General features: G+C 61.9%; 14 protein-coding genes. 5 read left to right on the top strand and 9 right to left on the bottom strand.

What is annotated here, in order from left to right:
- Nucleotides 1–304: 304 nt before the first annotated feature.
- A complete protein-coding gene (locus JF539_RS06385) occupies nucleotides 305–1897 on the bottom strand; it encodes a LysM peptidoglycan-binding domain-containing protein (RefSeq protein ID WP_207139484.1) in 1593 nt (530 codons plus the stop codon).
- Between the two features lie 196 nt (nucleotides 1898–2093).
- On the opposite strand from JF539_RS06385, the gene JF539_RS06380 reads away from it, so the two are divergent.
- Nucleotides 2094–2729: a TIGR00730 family Rossman fold protein gene (locus JF539_RS06380; RefSeq protein WP_236042349.1), complete on the top strand. Its 636-nt coding sequence runs from the start codon at nucleotides 2094–2096 to the stop codon at nucleotides 2727–2729.
- Here the strand turns inward: JF539_RS06380 and rarD are convergent.
- The 5 genes from rarD to cysS all read right to left on the bottom strand — a co-directional run bounded on the left by rarD (nucleotide 2726) and on the right by cysS (nucleotide 7940).
- On the bottom strand, nucleotides 2726–3673 hold the full coding sequence (rarD, locus tag JF539_RS06375) for an EamA family transporter RarD (RefSeq protein ID WP_207139483.1): 948 nt from the start codon (nucleotides 3671–3673) through the stop codon (nucleotides 2726–2728). The genes JF539_RS06380 and rarD overlap by 4 nt on opposite strands.
- Before the next feature lie 56 nt (nucleotides 3674–3729).
- Entirely contained in the window at nucleotides 3730–5325 is a 1596-nt protein-coding gene (gene cimA / locus JF539_RS06370; RefSeq protein WP_207139482.1) for a citramalate synthase, read from the bottom strand.
- A gap of 31 nt (nucleotides 5326–5356) precedes the next feature.
- The gene (locus JF539_RS06365) at nucleotides 5357–5863 is read right to left on the bottom strand and encodes a GFA family protein (protein ID WP_209017020.1); all 507 of its coding nucleotides are present in this window, start codon (nucleotides 5861–5863) and stop codon (nucleotides 5357–5359) included.
- Nucleotides 5863–6231 (bottom strand): endonuclease domain-containing protein, encoded by a 369-nt coding sequence (locus tag JF539_RS06360; protein ID WP_207139481.1) that lies wholly within the window; start codon nucleotides 6229–6231, stop codon nucleotides 5863–5865. Before JF539_RS06360 ends, JF539_RS06365 begins: the two co-directional genes overlap by 1 nt.
- A 293-nt stretch (nucleotides 6232–6524) precedes the next feature.
- A complete protein-coding gene (gene cysS / locus JF539_RS06355) occupies nucleotides 6525–7940 on the bottom strand; it encodes a cysteine--tRNA ligase (RefSeq protein ID WP_207139480.1) in 1416 nt (471 codons plus the stop codon).
- A 403-nt stretch (nucleotides 7941–8343) separates the two neighbouring features.
- On the opposite strand from cysS, the gene JF539_RS06350 reads away from it, so the two are divergent.
- The 3 genes from JF539_RS06350 to JF539_RS06340 all read left to right on the top strand — a co-directional run bounded on the left by JF539_RS06350 (nucleotide 8344) and on the right by JF539_RS06340 (nucleotide 10636).
- The gene (locus JF539_RS06350; RefSeq protein WP_209017019.1) at nucleotides 8344–9888 is read left to right on the top strand and encodes a L,D-transpeptidase family protein; all 1545 of its coding nucleotides are present in this window, start codon (nucleotides 8344–8346) and stop codon (nucleotides 9886–9888) included.
- Between the two features lie 139 nt (nucleotides 9889–10027).
- A complete protein-coding gene (locus JF539_RS06345) occupies nucleotides 10028–10216 on the top strand; it encodes a sugar transporter (RefSeq protein WP_207139479.1) in 189 nt (62 codons plus the stop codon).
- A gap of 78 nt (nucleotides 10217–10294) precedes the next feature.
- Complete coding sequence (locus tag JF539_RS06340; protein ID WP_207139478.1) at nucleotides 10295–10636, top strand: ArsR/SmtB family transcription factor; 342 nt, start codon at nucleotides 10295–10297, stop codon at nucleotides 10634–10636.
- Between the two features lie 25 nt (nucleotides 10637–10661).
- On the opposite strand, the gene JF539_RS06335 is transcribed toward JF539_RS06340, so the two are convergent.
- Nucleotides 10662–11177, bottom strand: coding sequence for a CreA family protein (locus JF539_RS06335; RefSeq protein ID WP_207139477.1), 516 nt, complete (start codon nucleotides 11175–11177; stop codon nucleotides 10662–10664).
- Between the two features lie 201 nt (nucleotides 11178–11378).
- A complete protein-coding gene (locus tag JF539_RS06330; protein ID WP_207139476.1) occupies nucleotides 11379–12596 on the bottom strand; it encodes an MBL fold metallo-hydrolase in 1218 nt (405 codons plus the stop codon).
- A gap of 542 nt (nucleotides 12597–13138) precedes the next feature.
- Between JF539_RS06330 and JF539_RS06325 the strand changes: the two genes are divergently transcribed.
- Nucleotides 13139–14449 (top strand): DUF2865 domain-containing protein, encoded by a 1311-nt coding sequence (locus JF539_RS06325; protein ID WP_209017018.1) that lies wholly within the window; start codon nucleotides 13139–13141, stop codon nucleotides 14447–14449.
- Here the strand turns inward: JF539_RS06325 and gltX are convergent.
- The gene (gene gltX, locus JF539_RS06320) at nucleotides 14412–15773 is read right to left on the bottom strand and encodes a glutamate--tRNA ligase (RefSeq protein ID WP_207139474.1); all 1362 of its coding nucleotides are present in this window, start codon (nucleotides 15771–15773) and stop codon (nucleotides 14412–14414) included. The two genes, JF539_RS06325 and gltX, sit on opposite strands and share 38 nt — an antisense overlap.
- Nucleotides 15774–15826 lie beyond the last annotated feature (53 nt).

Here is a 15826-nt window from a genome sequence, read left to right as displayed (position 1 = left end):
GCTGCCTGCGCGCCGCGAAGCGGTGTCGCGTGAGCCGGAACCCGGCTGACAAGCGCGAGCGGCAGCGAGCACCTTCTCTCATATCTATCTGATGTAGTTTGAATATTGAGCGCCTTTGGCGCAGAAGATTTCCAGGTTCAGGATCATCTGCGCGCAGCTCCGCTGCACTATTTGTCCGGAATAACCGTCCGAGGGCTTGTCAGCAGCCTGAGACCGCCGAAAGGCGGACCTCCTCGGTGACAATCCCCCTCACCGCCGTGCGACGGTCCAGGTTCTGGACAGCATGGCCCGGTCGGCTGTTTTCTCAACCCGGCTCGTTGGCCTGCGGCTTCCAGTTCAGGTCGCCCTCCGGCGTCAGGAAGACCTGGCCCGGATAGATCAGGTCCGGGTTGCGGATCTGGTCCTGATTGGCCTGGTAGATCGTGGTGTAACGGACACCGTCGCCATAAAGCCGGCGCGAAATACGCCACAGATTGTCGCCCTTGCGGATGATCACAACCGGCAGCGACTTCTTGACCTCGGCTCCCTGAGCATCCTTGCCGGTGCCGGTCCCCGTCGCGACCACCTTCGTGAGAACAACCTGCTTGTCCCGTGCCTTTTCGAAGGTCACCGCCGCGCGCGCGTCCACGGTGTTGCCGTCTTCGCCGATCTGGTCGGCGCGGACTTCCACGTTGCCTTCCGACACGGTCTTGGTGCCCTGGACCAGCCATTTGCCGCTGGCATTGACCTTGGCCTCGCCCTGGAAATCATCGCCGACGTAAACCCTGACCGACGTTCCCGGCGTTCCAGTGCCCGCCACATAGACCTTGTCCGGCTCGGATTCCACCGCTTCGACGGTCACGGAAGGCGCAGGTTCGGCCCCAGACGCGTTTTCGGTCCCGGGCGCCGCGGCCGTTTCGCGACCATTCGTTCCTTGCGGAGCTTCGGTGCTCAAAGCCTCGGCGGTCCCGGCATTGTCCGAAGCCGGCTTTTCATCGGAACCAGCAGCGGCGCCTGCCGCGGCACTGCCTTCACCAGCGGCAAGCGCATCCGCATCCGCATCCGCCGGCGTCTCTTCTTCCGTCAAAGCGGCGATGCGAGTTTCCCCGGCCTCGCCGGAGGACGTGCTGTCCGCGGTCCCGTGAGCCGAGGCGGACCCGCTGGCGGTGGTCTCGTTCCCCGCGGTCTCGTCCAGTTGCGCAACCTGGGTAGACTGTCCCTCCGGGGCCTTGTCCCCGGAAGACGTTTCCGGTGCGGTGGCGGTATCAGCACCTTCCGGAGCCGAAGCGCTCGCGACTTGCGTGCTTTCCTCAGGTTTCTGGAGAACGTTGGACGGCCCGTCCGGCGAATTCAAGACGACAAGCGGCTGCTGCTTGCCGTCTTCAGGCACGGACACGGCCAGGCGCTGTTCAGACTGTTCGATCGATGAGCCGCTTTCGTCGTGGACTTCGAGGCCCACGTCATAATCTCCGGGCTTGAGCGGCTCGTCGAGAATAATGGTCCACTCACCCGCCTGATTGGCGATACTCTTGCCGACCACGTCCCCGTTCGCGGTCAGTGCGACAATGGCTCCGGCTTTGGAACGGCCCGCAACAACGGTTTCACCGGTCGGCTCAACGCCGACGACATCGAAACTCGGACCTTTGAGCGATGTCGCTTCCGCCGTTTTCGCGTCGGGTTCGTCTCCGGCCGCGACCTGTTCTTCAGACGCGGTCTCGCCAGCGGTATTTCCCGCGTTACCCGTCGAGGCCGTTTGCTCCGGCGCCTTGGCGGGAGACGCATCCTGCGCGGTGCCGGTTTCAGCCACGTCCCGGGAGGGCTGAGAGCCGGTATCCCGATAGACATAGCCGGTTACCAGGGCCGCCACTGCGACCGGGACGGCCACGACCATTGTCCAGATCAGTGTCTTCTTGTTCATTGTTTTAATCTGTCAGGTGCGTCAATCCGGTTTCCGGGACGCTCCCGATTCAGTCCTCTGCTGTGTCCTGCGGCGATCGCGATTGTCACAATTCCTTAATCCCGCCATGAATAGCCCGCTTTTGGGGGCGCGGCAAGGAATCGTGCCTGCCCGACAAGGTCCTGCAAACAGAACGCTTGACCTCGTGCCGATCTCAATGCCACATCTTTTCGTCATGAACACCGTTACTCAAAACGAACTCAAGAGCGTCTGCGTCTACTGCGGATCGAATTTCGGCTCCGATTCGTCGCACGAGGCCGCCGCCACCCGCCTCGGCCAGCTGATCGCCGAAGCGGGGCTGCGCCTCGTCTATGGCGGCGGCTCCGTCGGGCTCATGGGGACAGTCGCCAATTCCGCCCTGGAATCCGGAGGCCAGGTCACCGGCATCATCCCGCATTTCCTGGAAAAGCGGGAAGTCATGCTGGAAACGCTCGACGATCTGATCGTCACCCGGGACATGCACGAGCGCAAACTTCTCATGTTCGAGAAATCCGATGCGTTCATCGCGCTGCCGGGCGGTATCGGCACACTTGAGGAAGCGGTCGAAATGATGACCTGGGCACAGCTCGGCCAGCACCGCAAACCCGTCCTCCTGGCCGACATCAACGGCTTCTGGTCGCCTCTCATAGAGTTGTTCGACCATATGCGGGCCCAAGGCTATATTCGTCCGGACAGCGAAGTCCCCTATCTGATCGCCAAGTCGATCGACGAAATTCTGCCGATGCTGCAACACGCCATTTCCGGGGGCACCCTGAAAAGCAATGGCGATCTGGCGTCGGTCAAAGAGCTTTAGGGTACGGTCCCAGACCCCTTGCCCTGGCTCACCGGCGCCGCGGGACGGTAACGGCGCCAGCTGTCGTAGGTGAAAATCACCAGCGCACCCCAGATCATGGCGAAGGTCAGCAGTTTGGTCTGATCCAGCGCCTCGTCCCAGACGAAAACCGCCAGCAGGAAATGCAGGGACGGCGCCAGATATTGCATCAGTCCAAGCATGAACAGCGGCACGCGGCGGGCGGCTGACGAGAACAGGACAAGCGGCAAGGCCGTGACAATGCCCGATCCCGCCAGCGCCGCGAGAACGGGCAGGTCGTTCAGCGAGAGCGCGTCCGCCCCCCAGCTCAGGCTCAACAGCACATAGGCGGCCGCCAGGGGAAACAGGAGCACGGTTTCGACAAAAAGTCCCGGCGTGGCCTTCACCGGGATCACCTTGCGCATGTAGCCGTAGCCGGCGAAGCTGAAGGCCAGAACGAGGGATACCCAGGGCAGACCGCCGGCCAAAACCGCCTGCAGGACGACGGCCGCAGCCGCGATCGCAACCGCGATCCCCTGCCCCTTGGACATGCGCTCGCGCAGGACCGCAAGGCCGACCAGGATGCTCACCAGCGGATTGATGAAGTAGCCGAGCGAAATATCGAGAACGTGATCGCTGGCGATTGCCCACACGAAAACGAGCCAGTTTACCCCGATGAACGACGCGGAAGCACATAGTCCCAAGACCACCTTGGGCTGGGCGAAGACCTCGCGCACTTCCGGCCAGCGGCCCTTCAGATACAGGAACAGGCCGACGAACAGAACCGACCAGAGTATCCTGTGGCTGACGACGAGATCCGCCGGAACCGTGTCGGTGAGTTTGTAATAGGCGGGAAAAAAGCCCCACATGCCATAGGCGCTGAGACCATAGACAAGGCCCTGGCGGAGCTCGGCATTCGCCTCCGCATGAGGCGCCGCTTGCGACATGAAATGTGCCTTTCAGGTTCTCTCGGAAAGACTTCCTGGAGAACGAAATCGCCGGGTCAGGCGAGATTTGCCTTGAGCAGAGCGAAAGTGATGGAATCGACCAAGGCCTGGAAAGAGGCGTCGACGATATTGGAGGAAACACCGATGGTGAACCAGCGCCGGTGTGTCTTGGTATCGTGGCTTTCTATGAGCACCCGCGTGACGGCGCCGGTGCCACCGTTCAGGATGCGCACCTTGTAGTCGATAAGCTCCAGGCCCTCAATGGCCGACTGGTATTTGCCCAGATCCTTGCGCAAGGCCATGTCGAGCGCATTGACCGGCCCGTTGCCTTCCGCCACGGACATGCGGGTCTCGCCATCGATGTCGATCTTGACGACGGCTTCGGAGACCGTGATCAGGTCGCCGATCGCATTGAACCGGCGCTCGACCATGACCTTGAAGGAGTTGACGTCGAAAAAGCGCGGCACTTCGCCGAGCTCCCGCCGGGCGAGCAGCTCGAAGGAGGCGCCAGCCGCCTCGTAGGCGTAACCCTGCGCCTCCCGGTCCTTGACCCGCGCCAGCAGGAAATCGAGACGCGGATCGGCCTTGTCGACCTCGATCCCGACCCGCGCGAGTTCGCCAAGCAGATTGCTTTTACCGGCCTGGTCGGAGACCAGCACCCGGCGAAAGTTCCCGACGCTTTCCGGCGGCACGTGTTCGTAGGTCTGCGGGTCCTTCAGGATCGCGGAAGCGTGAATACCCGCCTTGGTGGCGAAGGCGGTCTCGCCGACATAGGGCGCGTGCCGGTCGGAAGAGCGGTTCAGGATCTCGTCGAATGCATGGGAGATCGCCGTGATGTCCTTGAGCTGGTTGTCGCTGACACCGGTCTCGAACCGGTTCGCGAAGGCCGGCTTCAGCTTCAAGGTCGGAATAAGCGTGATCAGATTGGCGTTGCCGCAGCGCTCGCCCAGACCGTTCAGCGTTCCCTGGATCTGACGCACGCCCGCATCGACGGCGGCCAGCGAATTGGCCACGGCGTGGCCTGTGTCGTCATGAGTATGAATGCCCAGATGCGAGCCCGGCACGACGCTCTGCACCTTGGTGACGATCTCGTAGACCTCGTCGGGCAGCGTTCCGCCGTTGGTGTCGCACAGAACGATCCAGCGGGCTCCGGCCAGATAGGCGACCCGGGCACAGTCGAGCGCATAGTCCGGATTGGCCTTGAAGCCGTCGAAAAAATGCTCGCAGTCGATCATGGCCTCCTTGCCGGCCTCGACCGCCGCGGTCACCGTGTCATGGATACAGTCCAGGTTCTCCTCGTTCGTGCAGCCGAGCGCGACCTTCACATGATAGTCCCAGGCCTTGGCGACGAAGCAGCAGGCATCCGAATGCGCCGACAAGATCTGCTGCAGACCGGGATCGTTGGACGCGGACCGTCCCGCCCTCTTGGTCATGCCGAAAGCGGTAAAAACCGCCTCGCCGGTACGTTTTTCGCTGAAAAACGCCGTATCCGTCGGGTTCGCCCCCGGATAGCCGCCCTCGACGTAGTCGACCCCCAGGCGTTCCAGGAGTTCGGTGACGACGATCTTTTCGTTGACGGAGAAGTCGACGCCGCTGGTCTGCGCACCGTCGCGCAAGGTTGTGTCGAAGAGGTAGAGGCGTTCCTTGGTCATTTTCGGTCCCCACCCGGCCATGCGCCGGTTTTTATTCGTTGTTCGTTTCGCCGGCCCTGCCCGCCGGCCAGTCATCCGTGTCGTGGTCCGGGTGCTGATAGGAGACGATCGACGCCAGGAAGGCCTGGGCCTCGAAGTCTTCTTCCGTCTTGCGCGCGGGGATTTCGGCCATGTGATCGGTGTAGGGCAACTTGCCTTCCACGCCATACTGGATCACCGGCGCAATCGCGCCCGGGTCATCGAAGGCTCCAATCGCAATGCCAACGCCGTCCGGCGCCTCATAGGTCAGCGGTGTCCCGCAACCGGCGCAAAAGCCGCGCTTAACATAATTGGAACTCTGGAACCGTTTCGGCTCCCCCCGCGTCCAGCTCAGATCGCGATCGTTCTCAAGGCCGACGAGCGGCGCGTAGAACCCGCCAAACGCCTTCTGGCACATGCGGCAATGGCAGATCGACGCCTTGCCGAGCTGTCCCTCGACGCGGAACCTGACGGCGCCGCACTGACAGCCGCCGGCGAAAACCGCAGCTTTTTCCGTCATCAGAAGTGCTCCTTGCCGCAGATGTGAAGGATCTTTCGGCAGACACCGTCGAGACCCGTCAACACATCGGTGTTCCAAAAGCGCAGAACCGTCCAGCCGTGGCGTCCCTGGGCCCCGTCGCGCTTCTCGTCGCGCCGCAGCCCTTCGGTCTCTCCATGCTGGGAGCCATCAAGTTCGACGATCAGACGATGAGCGGGCGCGGCGAAATCGACGATGTACCCTGCAATCGGCATCTGCCGCCGAAACGAAATCCCTTCAAGTCGGTGCGCCCTTAGAACCTGCCAAAGCCTCCTCTCCGCTTCGGTCATCTCCGAGCGGAGTTTCCTGGCGTTTTTCCTGAGGTTATCGGGAACTTTCTGGTGGGGCATTGCGCGACCTCTTGCGGGAGGCCGAACCTCAGCATGTGTCGCACTGGTTGTATACCCCCCTCTGTCCCCATCGGGGACATCTCCCCCGCAAGGGGGGAGAAGGGAGTATGCCTCGCAGCCACGACAACCGTGCGGCGCACAGCGGGGGATCCTTGATGCGACCATCGTCGTCTTGTTCAGACGGTGGAAAGGAAGGCGCGAAAGTTCTGTGTTCGCCTTTCTCCCCCCTTGCGGGGGAGATGTCCGCGCGAGCGGACAGAGGGGGGTACCTAGCCTATCCGCCGCGACAAGAGTCACCGCTTGACCTCCCACGACGTCACCCGTTGGCCGGTTTCCGAGTCCTTTGAATCCTTTAGAAGGATTCCCTGAGACGTCAGTTCATCCCGGATCCGGTCCGCCTCGGCCCAGTTCCTGGCGTTCAGGGCCTCGAGCCGGCTGTTGACGGCGACGCGGATGGCGTCCTCGTCGATGCCCGACAGATCGGCCTGCACCGGGTGGACGCCGAGCAATGCGGCGGCGGCCGAATAGGCTCCCAGTTTCGACGGATCCTTGGCCGCCTCGGTCGCCAGGGCGTGCAGGCTTTGAATGGCGGCGGAGGTGTTCAGATCGTCGCAGAGTGCCTCGAGCACCTCCGCAGCCGGCGCCTCATCCGTTTCCACCGGGTCCGGCCATTTGGAAAGCAGGTTTTCCGCCTCTTCCAGCTTGCGCACGGAAAAGTCGATCGGCTCGCGGTAGTTGGTCATGAGCATGGCGAGACGCAGCACCTCGCCCGGCCATTTGCGGCCGCCGAAACCGTCGCCTTCCAGGAGTTCCTTGATGGTGAAGAAGTTCCCCTCGGACTTGGACATCTTCCGGCCTTCCACCTGAAGAAACCCGTTGTGAAGCCAGTAATGCGCCATCGTCCTGGTGCCGTGGGCGCAGCAGGACTGGGCGATCTCGTTTTCATGGTGCGGGAAGATCAGATCGAGGCCGCCGCCGTGAATGTCGAACACCTTGCCGAGATGATGCTCGGACATGACCGAGCACTCCAGGTGCCAGCCCGGACGGCCCCGCCCCCAGGGGCTGTCCCACCCCGGCTCCTCCTCGGAGGACAGTTTCCAGAGAACGAAATCGCCCGGGTTCTTCTTGTGCGCGTCCACGGCAATGCGCGCGCCCGCCTTCTGCTCGTCCAGCTTGCGCCTGGACAGGCCGCCGTAGTCCGGCATGGAGGCCGTGTCGAACAGCACCTCCCCGCCCGCTTCGTAGGCATGCCCCTTTGCGATCAAGGTCGCGACCATCTCGATCATGCCTTCGATGTGCCGGGTCGCGCGCGGTTCGAAGGTCGGCTCCAGGACACCGAGCGCGGCGACGTCCTTGTGGAACTGGTCCGCCGTCTTGCTCGTGACCCTGGCGATGGCCTCGTTCAGGGGAAGCTCCGGATAGTCGCGCAACGCCCGGGCGTTGATCTTGTCGTCAACGTCGGTGATGTTGCGCGCGTAGGTTACGTGATCCGCGCCGTAAAGATGGCGCAGCAGCCGGAACAGCACGTCGAACACGATCACCGGGCGCGCGTTGCCGATATGAGCGAAATCGTAGACGGTCGGACCGCAGACATAAAGGCGCACGTTTCCGTCGTCGATCGCCCGAAACTCCTCCTTGGAGCGGGTCAACGTATTGGTGAGCCTCAAGCCCCGGAACGTACCGGATTTCCCTGTCTCAACGGCGCTCATGTCAAACGGTCTCCTGGCCGGCTGGCCGGGCGGTCCGTCTCAGAGGATTTTTTGCCAAGAGGGAACGGCCACAGCCAGCGGTGTCGCTAGCTGCAAATGGTGATAATCGAAATGATGTTCCGTGTGGCCGTCATCATGGGCCGCTTTATGGACCGGAAAACCGAGCCCGGTCAAGACTGCAATTGCAGCGGGAGCCGCGGCCGCCAAGCACGACATTGGCGCGTGGCGGGAGTTGGACTAAGCTCAATCGACCGGGAATCAATGGGGGAAATTCGAATTGGCACCGTTTCGATCTCGTCAGTTGTCTGCCGCGCGCCTGGTTCTCTGGTGCCTTCTGACGCTGCCCTTTGCGTCAGGCCCTGGCCACGCGCAGCAAACGGAGGCCCCCACGCCAGCCGAGGCTGTGACTGTCTCCCCCGCCCCCGTCATTCTGGAACCGGAAACCCCGATTGCGCAGGCGATACAGGCGGCGATCGCCACCGATATTCCCGACGGGCTTGTGCTTTACTACGGTGAGCGCGCCTTCGCGCCCGTGTGGTTCGACCGCAACGGCCTGACCGAGAACGCTCATCTTGTCATCGCGGCCATGGCGGACGCGAACGCCCACGCGCTCAATCCGAACAACTACGGCCCGCTTGAATTCGCCAAAAGGTCTGAAACGGCGCAAACGCCCGAGGAGTGGGCCCGCTTCGAGCTGGACCTGTCCCTTCAGTTTCTGCGCTACGCGACCCATCTGTCGTCCGGACGGGTTCAACCCAACAAGGTCAACAAGTCGCTCAATCTCTTCCCGCACCGGCCCGATCCGAAGCAACTCTTCGAAAACGCGGAAAGAGCCGTCGAGTTCAGCGCGTTTCTGGACAGTCTGGCGCCCCACTCGGCCAATTACGCGCGCCTGAAGCGCCGTCTTGCCCAATATCGGGAAAAGGCTGCGAATGGCGGGTTCACGGCTGTGCCGGAAGGCGAGGTTCTGAAACCCGGCATGAGCGATCCGCGCGTGGACGCCTTGCGCGCCAGGCTGATCGAGGAGGACATTCCCGGCGCAGCGGATCACACGGGCGAGGTTTACGATGGGGCGCTTGTCGAAGCGGTCGAAGCGTTTCAAGGCTATCACGGCCTTGCGACGGACGGCGTTATCGGCAAGGAAACGCTGGCGCGGCTCAACATTCCCATCAAGGACAAACTCATCCAGATGGAACTCAACATGGAGCGCCGCCGCTGGATGCGCGACGATCTGGGCGACTTTTATGTCTTCACCAATCTGGCGGATCAGAACCTGAAAGTGGTCCGCGACGGCAAGACCGTCCACACCGCGCGGGTGGTTGTCGGCAAACCCTATCACGCGACCCCGGTCTTTTCCGACACGCTGGAATATGTGGAGATCAATCCCTACTGGAACGTGCCCTACTCCATCGCCACCAAGGAATATCTGCCGCAACTGAAGCGGAACCCCACGGCACTGACCAGCAAGAACATCCGCGTCTTCCGGGACGGTGGCGAGGTCGCGCCGACGCAGGTGGCGTGGAACAGCTATTCGGGCGGCAATTTCCCCTTCAGGCTGCGTCAGGACCCCGGGGCCGGCAATGCTCTTGGCCGAATCAAGTTCATGTTCCCCAACCCGTACAGCATCTATATCCACGACACGCCGTCGAAGTCGCTGTTCGATCGCGCGGAACGTGCCTTCAGCCACGGCTGTATCCGAGTCTCCGATCCGTTCACCCTGGCGGATGTTCTTCTTGCCGATACGACGACCGAGACCGGACACTGGGAGAGGGTCAGGGATCAGGGCGACCGCAAGATCGTCAAGCCGGATGTTCCGATCGAAGTCCACATAACCTACCTGACCGCCTGGATGAACAAGGACGGCTCGACCCATTTCCGGAAGGATATCTACGGGCGGGACGAGGTGCTTCTGAAAGCCTTGCGCACGGCGATGACGCAAAACCTCTAGATGATAACTCATTGATTTTTATATTTTTTACAAAACGTTCAGATATCTGAACCGAGGCTGAACGGCACGCTCAGCGCCGGTTCAAAGGCTGTTTCCTATCCTGCAGGCAATCGAGACGGAGTGTCTTCAGGAGGCCCCAATGCTGAACCGGCTTTTCATCATCGTGTTTCTGGCCATTTTCCTGGCCGGTCCGTTCGCGGCCCTCATTGCCATCAGTGGCGGCACCAAGGCGTTCGGCCAAGAGCTGCAGCAAAAAAGCATGTGTTTTCTCTCCGGAACCGGATGTGGCAACGGCAACATTGTGATTACACTTGCATCCCGGATATGATAGCGATCCACACTGAAAATTAAGCTGAAACATATACTCCAGCTTGCAGTTGTCCCGGATGTTTGACAGAGTTGTTCCATGAACTATGAAGCGCTTGAAGACAAAGCGGAATCCGCTGCAGAATTTTTAAAGCTGATGGCCTCCGCGCCACGCCTGCTGTTGATGTGCCTCGTGCTGGAAGAGGAACGCTGCGTCAGCGAACTCGCGGAAAAGACCGGACTGCGCATGCCCACCGTTTCCCAGCAGCTGGCCCTGCTCCGGGCCCAGGGCCTGGTGTCCACTCGCCGCGAGGGAACGACGATCTACTACCGGCTCGCCAGTGAACCGGTCAAAGACATCATGGCGATGCTTTACAAGCACTTCTGCGCCGGCTCCGAACTTCCCGTCGCCAAGCATCTCGAGACGCTGGAAGCGGAGTAGTCCGCGCGGACACCGGTCCGTCCCCTTATCCCTTCACAAAATCCCCACATCGCGGTGGCGGCTGGTCGCCCCAGGGCATCAGCGGAACGGTCGAAGTCGAGTTCTTGGGACTGCCTTCGATGAGCTTGTCGGAATAGACCAGATAGACGAGCACGTTACGCTTTGCGTCGCAGCCTCTTACAATGCGCATCTTCTTGAACATGAAAGAACGCCGCTGACGGAACATTTCCTCGCCCTGTTCGAAGTTCTCCTTGATCGTGACAGGCCCGACCTGGCGACAGGCAAGGGAGACATCAGAAACCTCCTCGGCCACACCGAGCCAGCCTGACACCCCACCCTTTTCCGGAACTGTGAAGTGACACGCCACCCCGTCGACGATCGGGTCGTCGATCGCGTAGGTCGCCAATTTGTGGTCCGGGGTCAGAAACTTCCAGACGGTCGATTTCTTGAAGATGAGATCGGGTTCATCCGCCGAAACCGCAGCCCCCGCTCCTTGAAGCAATAGTCCCACGGCGAGGGCGGCGGCGGTGATGAATCGCATCTGTGTTTCTCCAGTGACTTGAAAAGCGACCTGAAAATCAGGCGGCACCCGCGTCGCTTCAGCTTCCTTGAACGGCCAGAAACGCACAGGTGGCAGCTGCTCGACATGTGGGTATCACGTCCGCGCGATCAAGCAAGGCCTGAAAAAAGAAGCGCGCGCCAAGTCGGCGCGCGCTTCTTTTCCTGGGATGAAACAGGAGCGTCAGGCCCTCGCGTCCGCGAACGCCTTTTCCCTGTCTTCGGCATCTTCCGCCACAGCTTCCTCCTCCGGGACGATATCGTCCGCCGAAAGGTCCAGCGCCTCTTCCTCGGATCCCAGCGCAAGCGAAGCGGCGAAATCGCTGTCGGACACGAGATCGCGCTCATCCGAACCGTCATCCGGCAGGGCATCGGTTTCACCGTCCGTTTCCGGCTGCGCGGCCATCGGGTCTTCCTCCTGAGCGAAGCTCCCGGCGGGCAGCTCCTCGATGGCAACGGATATCGCGTCCTGCAGATCGGCACTGCGCTCAAGGGTCCAGAGCTGGGGCTGATCCAGCCCCAGGGCTTCGTCATAGGCGCGCGCAACGTTGAACGGCAGATGCTCCGCAAACGCTTTTTTTGTCCCGAATTGGGGTTCAAGCGCGTCCTTCACCGCCAGGAAGGTGTCTCTCAGACCCAGGCCCTGATCGACGCAGGCGGCGGCTCCATCGCGCAGGGTCGTGACGAAATCGCGGGTCGTCTCGATCGCGGTGGCGACCGCCGACGAGCCGATGGCAGAGCGCCCCCTCCCCGGCATGAGGGCACTGGGCCGAAACGCCGTTATACGGTCGAGCGCACGCGGCCAGTCCGCCAGATGCGCGTCGCCGCAATAGGGAGCGGCGGACAACTGGACAAGGTCTCCCGCGAAGATGACGCCGTTCGAGGGAACCCAGGCAACAAGATCGCCCATGGTATGCCCACGGCCCAAATGCATGAGCCGAACCTCCAGACCGCCGAGATCGATCGACATGGACGAGGCGATGGTCATCGTCGGAGAAGTAACGACGGTGTTTCCGGGAAGCCCGGCAAACAGATCGGGAAACCGGTTCGAGGCGAGACGGAACTCGTCGTGCCCGCGCGTGTCAATCATGCGCCGTGTCAGGTCGGAGGCAATCACTTCCCCCGGGTCGAAAGCGGATGCTCCGAGCGTACTGTCAGCGTGAAAATGGGTCAGGGCGAGCACCTTGACCGGTTTGTCGGTTTTTTCCCGGATTTTTTCCAGAACGTTTTCCGCCTGCGCGGGCGTTGCCTGCGCATCGACGATCAGCACTCCGCGCTCTCCGACGATCACCCCGGTGTTTGAACATCCGTCAGCGCTATAGGCGTAACAGCCGCGACCGAGCTCCTCAAACCGCGGGTTATCTCCCGGCGCGGTCGAAGAGTTGTTGGAATTGTCTGCCATTGCGGCCTCACTTTCCTGCCAGCTTGTGCTTGCGCTGCGCGGCCCATACCGGTCCGTTTCGCACAATTTTTCCTGTTGACTGTAGCGTCTCAGTTCCGACGGCTGATTCGCAAATTATCGCTCACCAATTCCTTAACTATTCCTTTCTTATCAACAGATAGCTGGTTCATTTGGCATCTCTTTGTCTTCCTGGCAGCAAGCACTCAATCTGCCTTGCTTTCTCGAATGTCACTTTTTCCAAGCAGCAAGGATTAAATTCCGCCGCGTCTTCGACGGCCTATACTTGCTAATAAGAGAAAGTGGCCGCATCGCGGCATTTTTTCCGATCGTCCGGCAGAGGCTCGATCCGAACAGCCGGGTCATTTTCACGAGCCATCCACAAACCGTCTCGTCATTAACCGAACATGAGCGCTTATGTTGTTACGTTTCGGCGTTACGGCGATAGTGAAGCCGGCAGCAAATTACGCTGCGGCGGGATGAAAGCGCTGTGGGGGATGGGTATGCGGCCTTGGAAAAGCGCCAGATCTGTCGGGAGTCTCGTCTTGCTCTGCCTGTTGGCGGCGACGGCTTCGCCGTGGAACGCCGCGCAGGCGGCGAGCTGCTCCAGCTTGAATGCGGAGCTGCGGCGTCTGGAGTCCGCCTCTGCCAGCCCCTCAAAAGCCTCGAACAAATGGTCGACCGCCAGGCGCCAGCAGCAAAAGGCCATCGCGGCGGCGGAGCGTGACGCCAACTATTTCGGCTGTCCGGCGTCCGGTGCGCCGAAATGCAAGGTGCTTTCCGGCAAGATCAAACGCATGAAGGCCAACCTGAGAGCCATCGACCGTCAGCTCCGGAAAACCGGTGGCGGCGGCGGCTCGCGCGACACCAGACGCATCCGGCAGATCCGGACGTCGCTCGAGCGGCAGAACTGCAACGGGCCGGCGAAGGTCCGGGAAGCCCGGACGGAAAACCGGCCGGCCGGTGAGAAACCCCGCAATCTGTTTCAACGCCTGTTCAATCCGGGCGCGATGCTCGAAGCCGAAGCCCCAGACCGGCGCGAGCGGGAAATCGTCCGGGTTCGTTCGCACCAGAAGTCCGAAACCCCGCGTCGGTTGCGCCTGCCGTCCGGCGGTCTGTTCCGGACTTTGTGCGTGCGCACCTGCGACGGATATTTCTTTCCCGTGAGCTATTCGACCGACAAGGGCCAGTTCATCAACGACGCGGCGCGGTGCTCCGAGATCTGTCCGGCATCGGAAACGGAACTTTATGTCTACCGCAATCCCGGCGGCGACCAGTCCGAAATGATGTCGCTCGCCGGAACGCTTTATTCCGATCAGCCCTTCGCCTACCGCTACAGGGACAAACTCGTCAAAAACTGCAGTTGCCGCGCTGCCGGACAATCGAAGACGCGGTCCGCCTGGAGAGAGTTAAACGTCTCCCCCTCCAAACGGGTGTATTTCTCCGACATCAGCGCAGGCGTCCCCGGCTCCTCCCGGCCCTCCGGCCGGAACGGTGCATTCGCGGGAACCGGCGCCGCGAGCTCGCCCCTCTCCCGGACACCGCTGCAAAAGGCGCGGCTGCCGCTTTTTCAGGATCCGGATACGCTGTTCAATCTGGAAAAGGGGTTTGATGTCAGCGCGGATCTGGACCGAGCGGACACCCTGCGCCGGGACGAGAACACGCTGGCCGTGTCCGGCGGGAAGCCCGGCAGCGCGCTGCCTCTGCTTTCGATCCGCGCCCGGACGGACACCGAGGGGGACGACATCGCCACGGTCTCTCCGGTCTTCCGGAACGACGACGACGGTTTTCGCGCCGCCCCGGAAGAAAAGCGTAGCGTCAGGGTAGTCGGTCCAGAATATTTTGTCGCCCAATGAGCGGCAGCATATCCTTCATGTCCGGACCGTGATCCAGCCCGGTCAGCACCCGGCGCAGCGGCATGAACAGGGCCCGCCCCTTGCGGCCGGTTTCGGCTTTCAGCGCGTTTGTCCAGGCCGGCCAGCTTTCCACTGTGATGTCGCCTTCCGGCAGCAGGTCGCGGGCTTTTGACAGGAACTCCCTGTCTTCATCCTCGATCTTCCCCTCGATTGATCCGTCGACGATCTGCCAATAGGCCGCGGCCGCGCAAACGGTCTCACAATTGCCGCGTACCGTGTTCCAGAACGTTTCCGTCGGATCGATCCCGAGACTGGCCAGCCGATCCCTGACCGCTTCGAAAGGCAGGTCGTGAACGAGGCGGGCATTCAGGCTTTTCAGCTCTTCCGGATCGAATTTGGCCGACGATCTTGAAACGTTCGACAGGTCGAATTTCTCGACCAGTTGCTCCATGGCCGGCACGGGCTCGACCGCCTGGCTCGTTCCCGTCAGGACCGCCAGCGACGCGACCGCCATCGGTTCAAGCCCGGCTTCGCGCAGCGAGCCGATGGACAGCGCCCCCTTGCGTTTCGAAAGCCCCTCGCCGTCCCGCGTCGTCAGCAGATTATGGTGGCCGAATACGGGGGCCTTCGCGTCAAGCGCTTCGAAAATCGCGATCTGCACACCGGTGTTGGCCACATGATCCTCGCCCCGGATCACATGGGTCACGCCCATGTCGATGTCGTCGACGATGGATGGCAAGGTGTAAAGGTAGGTTCCGTCCGCGCGGATCAGGACCGGATCGGACAACGAGGCCAGATCGACGGCCTGCTCTCCCCGGCAGAGATCGGTCCAGCTCACGTCGGTCCGCCGCGTCTGAAACGGGTCGCCATCGTGATTGGGCAGCACGAACCGCCAGTGCGGTTTGCGGCCCTCGGCCTCGAAGGCCGCCCGCTCCTCGTCGCTCTGCTTCAGTCCTGCCCGGTCGTAAACAGGCGGTCGGCCGAGCGCGCGCTGGCGCGAGCGGCGGCGTTCCAGTTCGTCCGGGGTCTCGTAGCAGGGATAAAGCAGACCGGCATCCTTGAGTTTTTGCGCGGCCGCGTCGTAGCTTGCGACCCGCTCCGACTGGCGCTCGATCCGGTCCGGCTGAATGCCCAGCCAGCGCAGATCCGTTTCGATCGACTCGGCATATTCGGCCTTGGAGCGCTCGAGATCGGTGTCGTCGAAGCGCAGAATGAACGCTCCCCCGTTCTTCCTTGCGAAGAGCCAGTTGAAGAGCGCGGGACGGCTGTTGCCGATGTGGATGTGGCCGGTCGGAGACGGCGCGAAACGAACGGTAACGGTCATGGCGCCTGAGTTAGCCCGCGCCGCGCCTTGCGGCAAGCCCCAAACTGACCTTG

The sequence above is a fragment of the Roseibium aggregatum genome, from assembly GCF_017309185.1.
Taxonomy (GTDB): domain Bacteria; phylum Pseudomonadota; class Alphaproteobacteria; order Rhizobiales; family Stappiaceae; genus Roseibium; species Roseibium aggregatum_B.
Note: the sequence above shows the minus strand (reverse complement) of the source record. Positions and strands in the feature narration are given on the sequence as shown.

What these genes read in the sequence shown, in the direction of transcription:
- JF539_RS06385 (WP_207139484.1), bottom strand. Translation starts at nt 1,897, where the DNA reads ATGAACAAGAAGACACTGATCTGGACAATGGTCGTGGCCGTCCCGGTC.
- JF539_RS06380 (WP_236042349.1), top strand. Translation starts at nt 2,094, where the DNA reads ATGCCACATCTTTTCGTCATGAACACCGTTACTCAAAACGAACTCAAG.
- rarD (WP_207139483.1), bottom strand. Translation starts at nt 3,673, where the DNA reads ATGTCGCAAGCGGCGCCTCATGCGGAGGCGAATGCCGAGCTCCGCCAG.
- cimA (WP_207139482.1), bottom strand. Translation starts at nt 5,325, where the DNA reads ATGACCAAGGAACGCCTCTACCTCTTCGACACAACCTTGCGCGACGGT.
- JF539_RS06365 (WP_209017020.1), bottom strand. Translation starts at nt 5,863, where the DNA reads ATGACGGAAAAAGCTGCGGTTTTCGCCGGCGGCTGTCAGTGCGGCGCC.
- JF539_RS06360 (WP_207139481.1), bottom strand. Translation starts at nt 6,231, where the DNA reads ATGCCCCACCAGAAAGTTCCCGATAACCTCAGGAAAAACGCCAGGAAA.
- cysS (WP_207139480.1), bottom strand. Translation starts at nt 7,940, where the DNA reads ATGAGCGCCGTTGAGACAGGGAAATCCGGTACGTTCCGGGGCTTGAGG.
- JF539_RS06345 (WP_207139479.1), top strand. Translation starts at nt 10,028, where the DNA reads ATGCTGAACCGGCTTTTCATCATCGTGTTTCTGGCCATTTTCCTGGCC.
- JF539_RS06340 (WP_207139478.1), top strand. Translation starts at nt 10,295, where the DNA reads ATGAACTATGAAGCGCTTGAAGACAAAGCGGAATCCGCTGCAGAATTT.
- JF539_RS06335 (WP_207139477.1), bottom strand. Translation starts at nt 11,177, where the DNA reads ATGCGATTCATCACCGCCGCCGCCCTCGCCGTGGGACTATTGCTTCAA.
- JF539_RS06330 (WP_207139476.1), bottom strand. Translation starts at nt 12,596, where the DNA reads ATGGCAGACAATTCCAACAACTCTTCGACCGCGCCGGGAGATAACCCG.
- gltX (WP_207139474.1), bottom strand. Translation starts at nt 15,773, where the DNA reads ATGACCGTTACCGTTCGTTTCGCGCCGTCTCCGACCGGCCACATCCAC.